The sequence below is a fragment of the Pseudomonas sp. LBUM1669 genome, assembly GCF_059695705.1.
Window position 1 is genome coordinate 1,089,054 of sequence record NZ_CP166784.1, and the last position, 13,777, is coordinate 1,102,830.

Genomic DNA, 13,777 nt, shown 5'->3' on the forward strand with positions numbered 1-13,777 from the left:
GAGGCTTGCCCGCGAAGACGGCATGACAGGCGCTGCAAATTTAGGGACTACCGCAAAAACGCCTGCCGATACTCCCCAGGCGTCCCCCCCAAAACCTGCCGAAACCGATTGGTGAAATGACTCGCACTGGCAAACCCACACGCCAGCGCAATCTCCCCCAACGGCTGCGACGTCGAACGCAACAACTCCCGCGCCCGGCTCAGTCTGCGCGCCAACACATACTGATGCGGCGGCAAGCCAAAGCTCTCGCGAAACATCCGCGCAAAGTGATATTCCGACAGCGCACACAACGCCGCCAATTGCCCCAGGCTGATCGCCTCGGCCAACTGATGGTTGATGAACTCCACCAACTGCCGCCGCTGATGCGCCGCCAATCCGCCTTTTAACCGCAAGCCCTCACGCATCCCGACCTGGCCGAGCAACACGTGGCTGAGCATTTCATGAGCCAGGCTGCTGGTGAGCAAACGTTCGCCTGGCTCATCCCAGTTGAGTGTGAGCATTTGCCGAAAGCGGCGGGCCTGTGCCGGGTCGTCGAGGAATGTGGCTTCGCGCAATTGCAGTTCGCGAGGCTCGCGGTCCAGCAGCGTGACGCAGCCGAGGGCGAATTGTTCGGGGCTGAAATACACGTGGGCCAGGCGAATGTCGCCGTTGATCACCCAACCCGATTGATGCTCGGCCGGCAGGATGCACAGCTTGTCCGGACCGCCCTTGGTGCCGGGCTGGTCGCGGCGGAACGTGCCGGTGCCGCCGGCGATGTAGCACGACAGCGTGTGGTGGCTCGGCGCCTCGTAGTCCTGGGCGTCGTGATGGTTGCTCCACAAGGCCGCAGCCATGCCGTCACCGAGCTCGGCGCTGTGCTCGAGGCGAGCATTGGGCGAGCGCTTGAGGGCTTGAAAGACTTGCAGGGTTTCCAATGCGGGCATGATCGGTTCTCTCCAACGCCTTGCATCCTACTCCGTAGACGTTGGCCTGCCAGCCTGTCGGCCTACAAAACCGCAAGTTTATGCAAGTGCGCCAGGGCCTGGCGCAGGACACTGAGCCCCTATTGAGGAGCCTTTGCCATGAACCTGTCGTTGTATTTATTGACCGTGCTGGTCTGGGGCACCACCTGGATTGCCTTGAAATGGCAGTTGGGCGTGGTGGCCATTCCTGTGTCGATCGTTTATCGCTTCGGCCTCGCGGCGCTGGTGCTGTTTGTTCTGTTGCTGCTCAGTCGGCGCCTGCAAGTGATGAACCGTCGCGGGCATTTGATCTGCCTGGCGCAGGGCTTGTGCCTGTTCTGCGTCAACTTCATGTGTTTCCTCACCGCCAGCCAGTGGATTCCCAGCGGTCTGGTCGCAGTGGTGTTTTCCACGGCCACGTTGTGGAACGCCCTGAATTCACGGGTGTTCTTCGGCCAGAAAATCGCCCGCAACGTTTTGATGGGCGGTGCGTTGGGGTTGGCCGGGCTTGGCCTGTTGTTCTGGCCGGAACTGGCGGGCCACACCGCCAGCCCTGAAACCCTGCTCGGCTTTGGCCTGGCGCTGCTCGGGACCCTGTGTTTCTCGGCCGGCAACATGCTCTCGAGCCTGCAACAGAAGGCCGGTTTGAAGCCGTTGACCACCAACGCCTGGGGCATGGCGTATGGCGCCGCGATGCTGTCGGTGTGGTGCCTGTTCAGGGGCATTGCGTTCGACATGGAATGGAATGCGCGCTACATCGGCTCGCTGCTGTACCTGGTGATTCCAGGGTCGGTCATCGGCTTCACCGCTTACTTGACGCTGGTCGGGCGTATGGGCCCCGAGCGGGCGGCCTATTGCACCGTGCTGTTCCCGGTCGTGGCGCTCAATGTCTCGGCGTTTGCCGAAGGCTATCAATGGACAGCGCCGGCATTGGCGGGGTTGGTGTTGGTGATGCTCGGCAACGTACTGGTGTTCCGCAAACCCAAGGCGCCGATAGCGCAAGGCAATGGCAAACTCGCATGAAAACGTTGGGGCCGAGTGCGCTTAGCGCTCGGTCCGGAGCGCGATGAATATCAGCAGCGGAAGGATGAAATCGACAATATGCCGGGCCCAGTCCTTGGCGTTCCAGGTTTGTGATTCGTCCATGTTGAACCATTCGACGCCGATCACTTGCAGACAAACGTAGTAGACAAATATGGCGATCATTAATCCGATGATTGAGAACTTTTTGGCCTCATGGAACATCTCGGAAGACGCGTTTATGTTTCGGTAAAGGTGATAGGCACCGACCAGGCAAAAGGCGGTATAGATCACTTCAAGGGTAATGATGAACCAGTAGATTCGGTGGTGGAGCATGGGTGAAGTGATTGCCCGGTAGTTCAGGTTGATGTTTTCTCGGGTGGTGTCCATGCTCAGGATGTGGCCGACATATTCATAGTTGGATGGGTAGTCGGTGAAGTTGCTGTACATCACCAGAAGGCCGAAAAAGCTTATATAGGCCATTAACGATAATTTGCTGTATCTGATGATCTTGTCGGTGGTAAGGCTGTTCAAGGTTAGTGTGCTCCATCACTATTTTCCGTGGGTCGGATAAGTAGTGTGGAGTGTATAGTCCTTGAACTTTTTTAGTGAGATGACTGAATTGCAAGTTATGTAACGGGCGGGCAGAGACTTTATAAGTCTCTGCCCGTTTTAGTTAGCCTTTCCACACTTGCGGGTTGACCAGATCTTGCGGCCGCTCGCCCAGCAGTGCGCTACGCAGATTAGCCAACGCACGGTTGGCCATGGCCTCGCGGGTTTCATGGGTCGCGGAGCCGATGTGCGGCAACGTCACCGCGTTTTTCAGCTGGAACAACGGCGACTCGGCCAGCGGTTCTTTCTCGTAGACGTCCAGCCCGGCGCCGCGAATGCGGTTGTTTTGCAGCGCTTCGATCAGGGCGGGTTCATCCACGACCGGACCGCGGGCAATGTTGACCAGGATGGCGCTCGGCTTCATCAGGGCCAGTTCGCGGTGGCTGATCAGGTGGCGGGTTTTCTCGCTGAGGGGCACGACCAGGCAGACGAAATCAGCTTCGACCAGCAATTGATCCAGGCTGCGGAACTGCGCGCCCAGTTCCTGCTCCAGTTCAGTCTTGCGGCTGTTGCCGCTGTAGAGGATCGGCATGTTGAAGCCCAGTCGCCCGCGGCGGGCAATGGCTGCGCCGATGTTGCCCATGCCGACGATGCCCAGGGTTTTGCCGTGCACATCGCAACCAAACAGCGGGGCGCCGACGGTGGCTTGCCATTGGCCGGCCTTGGTCCAGGCATCGAGTTCGGCGACGCGGCGGGCGCTGCTCATGAGCAGGGCGAAGGCCAGGTCGGCGGTGCTTTCTGTGAGGACATCCGGCGTGTTGGTCAGCATGATCCCGCGTTCGTTAAAGTAGGCGACGTCGTAGTTGTCGTAGCCGACGGAGACGCTGGAGACGACTTCAAGTCTGGCGGCGTTTTCCAGTTGCGCGCGGCCGAGTTTTCGACCGACACCGATCAGGCCGTGGGCGTGGGGCAGGGCTTCGTTGAATTGGGCGTTGATGTCGCCGTTTTTCGGGTTGGGGACGATGACGTCGAAGTCTTGCTGGAGGCGCTCGACCATTTCCGGGGTGACGCGGCTGAAGGCGAGGACGGTCTTTTTCATGGGAGGAGGGCTCGTCGGGGCTTGGTGAATGCCAAGCACGCTAACATTCTTCTCCGTTGTTGTGCGAGTTCGCGGATTGCCGGGGGTAACTGTAGGAGCGAGGCTTGCCGGCGAAGGCGGCCTGACAGCCGACCTGTCTCTCTCAGGTGTACATATCCATTTCTGCGGTAACGGCGGCTGGCGGTTTCGCCCTTACGGCGACTCACTTTTTTTACAAACGCCTAAAAAAAGTAAGCAAAAAAACGCTCGCCCCAAGCGTCCGGCCCCTCGCCTAGGCTCGGCGTACCTTCGCTCCGGTATCCATCCGGGGACACTGCCCTCCGGTCTGCTTCGCGACGACCTACATGCAGCGTGTTCGACTGCGTCGAACGGCGCTGCGCGCCACTCCCCGGATGAACACCTCCACTCAGCCTCCCGAAAGGGGCGGGTGGATCAAGATCAAGAGCTGCAGGCGAGCTAACGCTCGGCCTGATGAGTGGTGAGAAGCGGGTGTACGCTGGGCCCTTGTAGGAGCGAGGCTTGCCCGCGATGGCGGCCTGACAGCCGACCAGCATTTTGCTGATACACCCACTCCAATTGTGGGAGCTGGCTTTCCTGCGAAGGCGGCCTGACAGCCGACCAATCTCTTACTGATGTACAAAATTCAATTGTGGGAGCTGGCTTGCCTGCGAAGGCGGCCTGACAGCCGACCAATCTCTTACTGATGTACAAAATTCAATTGTGGGAGCTGGCCTGCCAGCGAAGGCGGCCTGACAGCCGACCGATATCTTGCTGATGCACCCAATCCAATTGTGGGAGCTGGCTTTCCTGCGAAGGCGGCCTGACAGCCGACCAATCTCTTACTGATGTACAAAATTCAATTGTGGGAGCTGGCTTGCCTGCGAAGGCGGCCTGACAGCCGACCAATCTCTTACTGATGTACAAAATTCAATTGTGGGAGCTGGCCTGCCAGCGAAGGCGGCCTGACAGCCGACCAATCTCTTACTGATGTACAAAATTCAATTGTGGGAGCTGGCCTGCCAGCGATGGCGGAGTGTCAGCCGACATCAGTGCCGGATGTCGGACCGCAATCGTCGGAACGCCGCCCGGAGCAGGCTCGCTCCCACAGGGGGATTAGCTGTGTGGCGCAGGTTTTGGTATGGCTACGTTATCCAGCATCCGGTTCGCTGCCAGTTCGGCCAGCATGACGATCTGCTGGATCGCCATCGCCTTGTGCCGGTGTGGGCCTTCCAGATAGTCCGCGAAGTCACTCGCCATCACGCTGGCCTGGGCCAACGACTCGCAGGTATGGGCTAGCAGGTCTTCGTCTTTGATATCCGGTGCGATCAAAAACATCGTGCTGGGTTTGCGCGCGGCAGGGGATCTGAGTGCGGCGGGGTTGAGGTAGTGATCCAATGCGCGTTCGGCGGCATCGTGGAGTTTTTTGGAATCGAGGGATTCGTAGGGGGAAACGTCGTCGGTTTCCGGGGGATTCGGGGTTTCTTTGATCATGACAGTTACTCGAAATGGGATTAATCGAGCTGCCATTTTCGTTTCCAAGCGAAAGGGTGGCAGCCATGCGCGGTTTGGAAAACCGATATCCCATCAAAACCGGCAGACCCGAAGGTCTCCCGCGCACAGCCGCCATAACAAGGAATTGCGTGCTGAAAAAAGCGCCGCAGTATGCCATGTGCTGTGATGGGAATCAGGTTTCCAAGCCTGATCGCTGATTTTGCAGCGACCCACAAAGCCTACCCATTTCCCGTCTGACCCAACAACCGACAGAACTTGTCAGAAACATCCGCCAAAATCACCACGTCTGTAGGACCAGATGTTTAAATGTTTCACGAACTTTCAAACTGTGTGTCCCGTCTTATCACCCTCAAAACTGTATTTCACGTGCTCCAGACCTTTGATGTTCGTCATCTGGCCCACAACTTGGCGTGCATCAAGTTTGTCTTTAAATGTGAAATTAAACGTAGCGTCGAGCGTACCTTTGGCAAGATCGAAATTTATATCAATGTGCCCCGCATCCAACCTCGAGTAATAGGGGCGAAACCAGGTGAGTCCATTTTCATCGATCCAATGTAGAGAGAAAGAAGGCGGTTCAACTGGGCTGTTTTCATAAAACTCATGTCGCTGGTTTTCAATATTCGCCGGGAATAGAAAAGTGATAGTCATCCAGTTTTTGTCGTCAGTTTGATGGAGGGCTTTAAGGAAAACTTGGATGTCATTGGTGTAAAAGTGAGTGGCTTTTCCATCAAATTGGCCAAATTTTTGAATCTCCGCTGTCAACGTGCCCGATACGGCTTTGGAGGTTGTGTTTTGTTCAATCAAGTAAGTTGTCATTTCGTTTTCCCTTTCATAACGACAATAAGTCGAATCTACGTCATGAAGTCTCCTTGACCCAATAAACGCCGTCTACTGTCAGAAATTACAGGTATTACGAACTTACAGTGTCTTTTCGCGACATCAACCGGTGAGTCGGCATTCCTTTGCCATAAGCCAATGAGGCGTGGCGGCTAATTCGCCACCCTGACCCCACCCAGACTCCCACTCAATTCATACGCCACCAATTCCGCCTGATGCGCCGCCAATATTTCCGGCAACGACCCGCGCAGGTACTCGACCCAGGTCTTGATCTTCGCGTCCAGGTACTGCCGCGACGGGTAGATCGCATACAGATTCAGTTCCTGCGAGCGGTAGTTCGGCATCACTCGCACCAGCGTGCCGTCACGCAGCCCTTCAATCGCCGCATACACCGGCAACACGCCGACGCCCATGCCGCTGGTGATCGCGGTTTTCATGGCATCGGCCGAGTTCACCAGGAACGGCGAGCTGTTGATGGTGACCATTTCCTGGCCTTCCGGACCGTCGAAGGTCCATTTTTCCAGCGGGATCACCGGGCTCACAAGGCGCAGGCACGCGTGGTTGAGCAAGTCGCTGGGTTTGTGCGCGCAGCCGTTGGCTTTCACATACGCCGGCGAGGCGCAGACGATGCTGTAGGTGATGCCCAGGCGCTGGGAGACGAAGCCCGAGTCCGGCAGTTCGCTGGCCAGGACGATGGACACGTCGTAGCCCTCGTCGAGCAGGTCCGGCACGCGGTTGGCCATGGTCAGGTCGAAGGTGACGTCGGGGTGAGTCTTGCGATAGCGGGCGATGGCGTCGATCACGAAGTGCTGACCAATGCCGGTCATGGTGTGCACTTTGAGCTGCCCGGCCGGGCGCGCGTGGGCGTCGCTGGCTTCGGCTTCGGCTTCTTCGACGTAGGCCAGGATCTGTTCGCAACGCAATAAATAGCGTTTGCCTGCTTCGGTCAGGGCGATGCGGCGGGTGGTGCGGTTGAGCAGGCGGGTTTGCAGGTGGGCTTCCAGGTTGGAGACCGCGCGCGAGACGTTGGCTGTGGTGGTGTCCAGTTGCACGGCGGCGGCGGTGAAGCTGCCGGCCGCGGCCACGTAACTGAAGGCGCGCATGTTTTGCAAAGTGTCCATGGGGTGCTCTCGGGTGCGATGGCAAATTGTGACACGAAGTTGCGGGGGCGGTGACCCCGACCAACGGATTATCGCGTTAACGGTAACAAAGATTCACAGGATTCCCAGCTTATCGCCCTTCGGGCCGCCGCCTAGAATTGCGCCGGTCTTTGTAGGAGCGAGGCTTGCCCGCGAAGGCGGCGTAACAGTCACCAACGATGTCGACTGATACGCCGTCTTCGCGGGCAAGCCTCGCTCCTACAGGACCTCGTACGCCCCTTCTTTCAGGAAATCGCAGCAGTGCCGCGTCGCATCAACAGAGCGCTTCAGACGCTCAGTGTTCTGGCTTTATCCCTGACCATCAGCGGCTGCATCGGAACCGGAGGCATTGCCCCGCAGGGCAAGGCACTGGAGGCCGATTCCCTGGCCACCGACGAAGCCATTCAAAACGCTGCGCAGGACGCTCACTGGCCCACCGCACAATGGTGGCAGGCCTATGGTGACCCGCAATTGAACCGCTGGATCGACCTCGCCGTGCAAGGCAGCCCGACCATGGATCTGGCCGCCGCGCGGGTGCGGCAGGCCAAGTCCATGGCCGGCATCGCCGAGTCCGCCGAGTCGTTGCAGATCAATGGCGAGTCCACCCTCAAGCGTCATAACTGGCCCGCCGATCAGTTCTACGGGCCGGGGGCGTTGGCCAACACGACCACTTGGGACAACAACGCCGCGCTGGGTTTCAGCTATGCCCTCGACCTCTGGGGCCGCGAAAGCAACGCCACCGAGCGCGCTGTGGACATGGCGCACATGACGGCCGCCGAAGCGCGTCTGGCCCAGCTCGAATTGCAGAACAACATCGTGCGCGCCTACATCGAACTCTCGTTGCACTACGCGCAGCGGGACATTGTCGAGGCGACCCTGAAGCAACAGCAGCAAATTCTCGACCTTGCGCAGAAGCGTCTGAACGGCGGCATCGGCACGCATTTCGAGGTCAGTCAGGCTGAAACGCCGCTGCCGGAAACCCATCGTCAGATCGATGCGCTGGACGAAAAAATCGCCCTGAGCCGTAACCAATTGGCGGCCCTTGCCGGGAAAGGCCCGGGCGAGGGCGCGCAGTTGCAACGACCCGCGCTGTCATTGGCCGCGCCGCTGAAACTACCGTCGGCGCTGCCCGCACAATTGCTCGGTCAACGCCCGGACGTGGTTGCCAGTCGCTGGCAAGTCGCGGCCCAGGCGCGTGGTATCGATGTCGCCCATGCCGGTTTCTATCCCAACGTCGATCTGGTCGGCAGCCTCGGCTACATGGCCACCGGCGGCGGGGCGCTGGAGTTTTTGACCGGCAAGAAACTCAACTACAGCGTCGGCCCGGCGATCTCGTTGCCGATCTTCGACGGCGGTCGCTTGCGTTCGGAGCTGGGCGAAGCCTCGGCCGGGTATGACATCGCCGTGGCCAGGTACAACCAGACACTGGTCAACGCGCTGAAAAGCATCTCCGACCAGTTGATCCGCCGCGAGTCCATGGACAAGCAGCAGACCTTCGCCGCCGAGTCGGTGGCCACTGCGCAGAAGACCTACGACATCGCGATGGTCGCCTGGCAGCGTGGCCTCACCGACTACCTCAACGTGCTCAATGCGCAGACGTTGTTGTTCAAACAGCAGCAGGTTCAGCAGCAGGTTCAGGCCGCGCGGCTAAGTGCACATGCTGAACTGGTGACGGCTTTGGGCGGTGGACTCGGCGCGGGTGACGATGTGCCGGAAGACAGCCGGACAGCTGCACCGAAAACCCCGACGCTTCTCAAGTGAACACAAACCCTGTGGGAGCCAGCCTGCTGGCGATTGCGATGTGTCAGGTGACCTCAGCATTGACTGACACACCGCTATCGCCAGCAGGCTGGCTCCCACAGGTTCTCCACCTGACTGAATTAAAGTGAGCAGGATTCCATGACCCCCTTGCCCGCACCTCTGCGCTGGCTGTACTCCCTTGAATGGCGCCGTGGGTTCTTTGACTGGGCACGCAGCGACGGCGTGACCTGGGTCTACATTTTCAAAGTGCTGTTCGCCGCGTTCCTGACCCTGTGGCTGGCGATGCGTCTGGAGTTGCCGCAACCGCGCACGGCGATGATCACCGTGTTCATCGTCATGCAACCGCAAAGCGGTCAGGTATTCGCCAAGAGTTTTTACCGCTTTCTCGGCACGCTGGCCGGGTCGGCGGTGATGGTGGCGTTGATCGCCTTGTTCGCGCAAAACACTGAACTGTTCCTCGGCTCGCTGGCGATCTGGGTCGGCCTCTGCTCGGCCGGTGCGGCGCGTTATCGCAACTTTCGCGCTTACGGTTTCGTGCTCGCCGGGTACACCGCCGCGATGGTCGGATTGCCCGCGTTGGCCCACCCGGATGGCGCGTTCATGGCCGCGGTCTGGCGCGTATTGGAGATCTCCCTGGGGATTCTCTGCGCCACCGTGGTCAGCGCCGCGATCCTGCCGCAAACCGCCAGCGCGGCGATGCGCAACGCCTTGTACCAGCGCTTCGGTGTGTTCGCCTTGTTCGTCACCGATGGCTTGCGTGGGCGCAGCAAACGGGAGGCGTTCGAAGCCAGTAACGTGCGCTTTATCGCCGAGGCCGTCGGCCTGGAAGGGCTGCGCAGCGTCACCGTGTTCGAAGACCCGCACATGCGTCGACGCAACGGACGACTGAGTCGCTTGAACAGCGAGTTCATGGGCATCACCACACGGTTCAACGCCTTGCACCAATTGCTCGAACGCTTGCGCAGCAGCGGCGCCGATCACGTGGTGGCGGCGATCAAACCGGGGTTGCAGGACCTGGCGGAATTGCTCGACGGCTTCAGCGGTCGCGCCTTGACCAGCCCCGATGCCGCACGCCTGGCCGACGCATTGGCGACCTACAAGGAAAACCTGCCGGTGCGGGTTCGCAGCCTGCGGGCGACCTTTCAGGAAAGTGCGCCGAGCGATACCGAGCAGCTCGATTTCCATACCGCCTACGAACTGCTCTATCGCTTCGTCGACGAGTTGCACAGTTATGCACAGACCCACGCCTCACTGGCCGATCACAGCCACGCGCGCGAGCGTTGGGACGAACCGTTCACTCCGCAAACCAACTGGATGGCGTCGGCGGCGTCGGGGATTCGCGCGGCGTTCATTCTGGTGGTGCTGGGCAGTTATTGGGTAGCGACGGCGTGGCCGAGCGGGGCGACCATGACGCTGATCGCCGCGGCCACCGTCGGTCTGTCCGCCGCGACACCGAACCCTAAGCGCATGGCCTTTCAGATGGCGTGCGGGACGTTCCTCGGGGCGCTGATCGGCTTCGTCGAGATGTTTTTCATCTTCCCGTGGATCGACGGTTTTCCGTTGCTGTGCGTGATGCTCGCACCGGTGATTGTGCTCGGTTCGTTCCTCACATCGCGGCCGCAATATGCCGGTGTCGGCCTCGGGCTGCTGATCTTTTTCAGCACCGGTTCGGTGCCGGACAACCTCACCGTCTACAACCCTTACGCGTTCATCAACGACTACATCGCCATGGTGCTCGGCATGCTGGTGTGCGCGGCGGCCGGGGCGATTATTCTGCCGCCGAACAGCCGCTGGTTGTGGCGCCGGCTCGAGCAGGATTTGCGCGGGCAAGTGGTGTACGCGATCAGCGGCAAGCTTAAGGGCCTGGCGTCGAGTTTCGAAAGCCGGACCCGGGACTTGCTGCATCAGGCTTATGGCCTCGCGGTGGGTCAGCCGCAGGTGCAACGGGACTTGCTGCGCTGGATGTTCGTGGTGCTGGAAGTCGGTCACGCGATCATCGAGTTGCGCAAGGAGCAGGCAATTCTGCCGGTGCATCCGGCCTACGCCGAATCCCAGCCGTGGCGCCAGGCAATTCGCGTGATGGGCCGCTCGCTGGTGCGGCTGTTTCTGCAACCGAGCCAGAGCAATCTGGAGCGCGGCTTGATCGCGGTCGACCACGCCATCAGCCGCGTGCAAGCCACCGACGAACCGTTCGCGCCGCACTTCGACACCTCCGCGTTGCGTCGGGTGAAGAGTTATCTGCACTTCATCCGCACCTCGCTGTTGGACCCGCAATCACCGCTCGCCGGCTACATAAATGCTGTTGCCAACACCTCGCCCCAGGGACTTAAACATGCCTCGTGAAATCGCTTTCCACGGCGTGTACATGCCGACCATGACGCTGATGTTTTTCATCGCCGCGGCGCTGGCCTGGGCGCTGGACCGGTTGCTGTCCGGGTTCGATCTGTACCGCTTCTTCTGGCACCCGGCGTTGCTGCGCCTGAGCCTGTTTACCTGTCTGTTCGGTGCCCTGGCGCTGACTGTCTACCACTGACTCTCTATCTCTGAAGAATGCCCTGATGAAAAAGCTTTTCAGCCTGCTCGCCACGTTGCTGGTGCTGGCCCTCGCGATAGGGATCGGCCGGACCCTCTGGGTGCACTACATGGACACGCCGTGGACGCGCGACGGCCGGGTGCGTGCCGACATCATCAACGTCGCCGCCGATGTCACCGGGGAAGTGGTGGACGTGCCGGTGCGCGACAACCAACAAGTGAAGAAGGGCGATTTGCTGATGCGCATCGACCCCGAGCACTACCGCATCGCGGTCAAACAGGCACAGGCCCTGGTGGCCTCGCGCAAGTCGACGTGGGAGATGCGCAAGGTCAACGCCCATCGCCGCGCCGACATGGATGCGTTGGTGATCTCGAAGGAAAACCGCGACGACGCCAGCAATATCGCCGACTCGGCCCTGGCCGATTACCAGCATGCCCAGGCGCAACTGGAAGCGGCTGAACTGAACCTCAAGCGCACCGAGGTCCGTGCTGCGGTGGACGGCTATGTCACCAACCTCAACGTCCATCGCGGTGACTACGCGCGCATCGGCGAAGCGAAAATGGCCGTGGTCGATATGAATTCGTTCTGGGTGTATGGCTTCTTCGAGGAAACCAAACTGCCGCACGTGCGGGTGGGCGACAAGGCCGACATGCAACTGATGAGCGGCGAGGTGTTGAAGGGGCATGTGGAGAGCATTTCCCGGGGCATCTACGACCGCGATAACCCGCAAAGTCGCGAGCTGATTGCAGATGTGAACCCGACGTTCAACTGGGTGCGCCTGGCGCAGCGAGTGCCGGTGCGGATTCACATTGATGAAGTGCCGGAGGGGGTGCTGTTGGCGGCGGGGATTACCTGCACCGTTGTCGTTAAATCTGCGGCTGGCGAGTGACCCTGTGGCGAGGGAGCTTGCTGCCGTTGGACTGCGTAGCAGTCCCCTCTTGGGGCCGCTTCGCAGCCCTGCGGGGGCAAGCTCCCTCGCCTCAAAAAGCGACCGTGTCAGCCCTTGCAAAACGTCTCGTGCAAATGCCGCCAAATGACCTTGCCACTGGCCGGTTTCTCAAACACCACCGTCGAGCGGCGATCCGAGTGCAGGCCGGTCGCATCGGTCTGCTGCTCGCGATAACTTACTACCGCACCACCGTCGTGCAGCGCGATACCGCGCAACTCGCTGAGCTTAATCCTGAAACCGAGCTTCTTGCCGCCGGCCAGCAAGAACAACTCGCTCAACGCCTCAAAATCCAGCACCCGGCCGAGGGGCGAGATCATGGAAAACTGTGGTGAAAACCGGCTCAGTAGTTGTTCAAGTTCCGAGTCGTCTTGTTCTTCGGCCAGCCATTGTTCGATGGCGACATGGGCCTGGATCACTTCGTCGAAGTAGTCGGTGTAGTCGGTCATGGTTGTTTCCTGAATTTTTGCAGCGTCTGGTCTGACGTCTTCGCGGGCAAGCCTCGCTCCTACAGGATTCTACTGGGTGCCATAGATAGCATTCACACCAAAGATCCCTGTGGGAGCGAGCCTGCTCGCGATGGCGTCGACTCGGTCTTAGAGTTGCCCCTTAAGCCCAAACCGTTTCATCAACCCCGCCTCCAGCAACCCCTTTGGCAGCAACCCCGCCAACAACGGCAACGCCCGGCTGCCATTGCCCAGGCGAATCAGCCGCGGTGGTTTGCTCTGTTGGACAGCCTTGAGTAAACCAACGGCAAACTCCCTGGCCGGGGTCGGTTTGTCCTGTGAGGCCTTGGCCCGTGCACGAATGCCTTCACGCAACGCAAACCACGGCGATTGCTCAGTGATCAACTGCTCCGCCTCATGCCCGGCATTCTTGGCGAAGCTGGATTCGATCGCGCCTGGCTGCACTTCCATCACACGGATACCGAACGGTGCCAGCTCCATGCGCAGCGCATCGGTCAATGCGTGGACGGCGGCTTTCGAGGCGCAATACGCGCCGGCAAACGGCGTGACCAACACCCCCGAAACGCTGCCGATGTTCACCACCAATCCCTTGGCACGACGCAACACCGGGAACAGCGCGCGGGTCACGCCAACAATCGCGAACACATTGGTTTCGAACTGGCGCTGCATCGCCGGCACACCGCCGTCGAGCAGTGGCCCCATGGCGCCATAACCGGCGTTGTTGATCAGCACATCGAGGCCGCCATGTTGCTGGTTGATTCGCTCGCTTAACTGTTCGAGCGCCGCGCCGTCGTTGACGTCCAGCTGCACGGCCGTGAAACCGGCAGCGGCTAATGCGGCCACATCTTCAGCCTTGCGGGCGCTGGCCCAGACTTCGTAGCCGGCACCTTTGAACACATCGGCGAGGGCGCGGCCAATGCCGCTGGAGCAACCGGTAATCAACGCAACGGGCATGGCGCGGTCCTTGTGC

At 60.0% G+C, this 13,777-nt stretch carries 13 protein-coding genes; 5 read left to right on the top strand and 8 right to left on the bottom strand.

Features of this window, described 5'->3' with window-relative positions:
* Positions 1-47 precede the first annotated feature (47 nt).
* A complete protein-coding gene (locus ACA051_RS04835) occupies positions 48-923 on the bottom strand; it encodes a helix-turn-helix domain-containing protein (RefSeq protein ID WP_497373711.1) in 876 nt (291 codons plus the stop codon).
* A gap of 138 nt (positions 924-1,061) precedes the next feature.
* Here ACA051_RS04835 and ACA051_RS04840 point away from each other — a divergent pair, with 138 nt between their 5' ends.
* Complete coding sequence (locus ACA051_RS04840) at positions 1,062-1,964, top strand: DMT family transporter (RefSeq protein ID WP_497373713.1); 903 nt, start codon at positions 1,062-1,064, stop codon at positions 1,962-1,964.
* A 21-nt stretch (positions 1,965-1,985) separates the two neighbouring features.
* Here ACA051_RS04840 and ACA051_RS04845 read toward each other — a convergent pair whose 3' ends face one another.
* From ACA051_RS04845 to ACA051_RS04865, 5 genes are all read right to left on the bottom strand, one after another.
* Positions 1,986-2,495, bottom strand: coding sequence for a DUF2165 family protein (locus ACA051_RS04845; protein ID WP_497373715.1), 510 nt, complete (start codon positions 2,493-2,495; stop codon positions 1,986-1,988).
* Positions 2,496-2,637: 142 nt separating this feature from the next.
* The gene (locus ACA051_RS04850; protein ID WP_497373717.1) at positions 2,638-3,612 is read right to left on the bottom strand and encodes a 2-hydroxyacid dehydrogenase; all 975 of its coding nucleotides are present in this window, start codon (positions 3,610-3,612) and stop codon (positions 2,638-2,640) included.
* A 1,113-nt stretch (positions 3,613-4,725) separates the two neighbouring features.
* Positions 4,726-5,103 carry a DUF6124 family protein gene (locus ACA051_RS04855; RefSeq protein ID WP_497308170.1) on the bottom strand — a complete coding sequence of 126 codons (378 nt, stop codon included), beginning with the start codon at positions 5,101-5,103 and terminating at the stop codon, positions 4,726-4,728.
* A 342-nt stretch (positions 5,104-5,445) separates the two neighbouring features.
* Positions 5,446-5,940, bottom strand: a complete 495-nt coding sequence (locus tag ACA051_RS04860; protein ID WP_497308172.1) for a hypothetical protein — start codon at positions 5,938-5,940, stop codon at positions 5,446-5,448.
* A gap of 173 nt (positions 5,941-6,113) precedes the next feature.
* Complete coding sequence (locus tag ACA051_RS04865; protein WP_497308174.1) at positions 6,114-7,082, bottom strand: LysR family transcriptional regulator; 969 nt, start codon at positions 7,080-7,082, stop codon at positions 6,114-6,116.
* 279 nt (positions 7,083-7,361) lie between these two features.
* Here ACA051_RS04865 and ACA051_RS04870 point away from each other — a divergent pair, with 279 nt between their 5' ends.
* The 4 genes from ACA051_RS04870 to ACA051_RS04885 all read left to right on the top strand — a co-directional run bounded on the left by ACA051_RS04870 (position 7,362) and on the right by ACA051_RS04885 (position 12,283).
* Positions 7,362-8,861, top strand: coding sequence for an efflux transporter outer membrane subunit (locus tag ACA051_RS04870; protein WP_497373719.1), 1,500 nt, complete (start codon positions 7,362-7,364; stop codon positions 8,859-8,861).
* Positions 8,862-8,999: 138 nt separating this feature from the next.
* A complete protein-coding gene (locus ACA051_RS04875) occupies positions 9,000-11,204 on the top strand; it encodes an FUSC family protein (RefSeq protein WP_497373721.1) in 2,205 nt (734 codons plus the stop codon).
* Positions 11,194-11,394, top strand: a complete 201-nt coding sequence (locus ACA051_RS04880; RefSeq protein WP_497308179.1) for a DUF1656 domain-containing protein — start codon at positions 11,194-11,196, stop codon at positions 11,392-11,394. The genes ACA051_RS04875 and ACA051_RS04880 overlap by 11 nt, the downstream gene beginning before the upstream one ends.
* 25 nt (positions 11,395-11,419) lie before the next feature.
* Positions 11,420-12,283, top strand: coding sequence for an efflux RND transporter periplasmic adaptor subunit (locus tag ACA051_RS04885; protein WP_497308180.1), 864 nt, complete (start codon positions 11,420-11,422; stop codon positions 12,281-12,283).
* Positions 12,284-12,390: 107 nt separating this feature from the next.
* Here ACA051_RS04885 and ACA051_RS04890 read toward each other — a convergent pair whose 3' ends face one another.
* Together ACA051_RS04890 and ACA051_RS04895 are read right to left on the bottom strand one after the other, a co-directional pair.
* On the bottom strand, positions 12,391-12,789 hold the full coding sequence (locus ACA051_RS04890) for a DUF4440 domain-containing protein (RefSeq protein ID WP_497308182.1): 399 nt from the start codon (positions 12,787-12,789) through the stop codon (positions 12,391-12,393).
* Between the two features lie 147 nt (positions 12,790-12,936).
* Positions 12,937-13,761, bottom strand: a complete 825-nt coding sequence (locus ACA051_RS04895; RefSeq protein ID WP_497373723.1) for an SDR family oxidoreductase — start codon at positions 13,759-13,761, stop codon at positions 12,937-12,939.
* Positions 13,762-13,777: the final 16 nt, after the last annotated feature.

Excerpts from the sequence above, each read along its gene's own strand:
- ACA051_RS04835 (WP_497373711.1), bottom strand. The coding sequence starts at position 923 with ATGCCCGCATTGGAAACCCTGCAAGTCTTTCAAGCCCTCAAGCGCTCG.
- ACA051_RS04840 (WP_497373713.1), top strand. The coding sequence starts at position 1,062 with ATGAACCTGTCGTTGTATTTATTGACCGTGCTGGTCTGGGGCACCACC.
- ACA051_RS04850 (WP_497373717.1), bottom strand. The coding sequence starts at position 3,612 with ATGAAAAAGACCGTCCTCGCCTTCAGCCGCGTCACCCCGGAAATGGTC.
- ACA051_RS04855 (WP_497308170.1), bottom strand. The coding sequence starts at position 5,103 with ATGATCAAAGAAACCCCGAATCCCCCGGAAACCGACGACGTTTCCCCC.
- ACA051_RS04860 (WP_497308172.1), bottom strand. The coding sequence starts at position 5,940 with ATGACAACTTACTTGATTGAACAAAACACAACCTCCAAAGCCGTATCG.
- ACA051_RS04865 (WP_497308174.1), bottom strand. The coding sequence starts at position 7,082 with ATGGACACTTTGCAAAACATGCGCGCCTTCAGTTACGTGGCCGCGGCC.
- ACA051_RS04875 (WP_497373721.1), top strand. The coding sequence starts at position 9,000 with ATGACCCCCTTGCCCGCACCTCTGCGCTGGCTGTACTCCCTTGAATGG.
- ACA051_RS04880 (WP_497308179.1), top strand. The coding sequence starts at position 11,194 with ATGCCTCGTGAAATCGCTTTCCACGGCGTGTACATGCCGACCATGACG.
- ACA051_RS04885 (WP_497308180.1), top strand. The coding sequence starts at position 11,420 with ATGAAAAAGCTTTTCAGCCTGCTCGCCACGTTGCTGGTGCTGGCCCTC.
- ACA051_RS04890 (WP_497308182.1), bottom strand. The coding sequence starts at position 12,789 with ATGACCGACTACACCGACTACTTCGACGAAGTGATCCAGGCCCATGTC.
- ACA051_RS04895 (WP_497373723.1), bottom strand. The coding sequence starts at position 13,761 with ATGCCCGTTGCGTTGATTACCGGTTGCTCCAGCGGCATTGGCCGCGCC.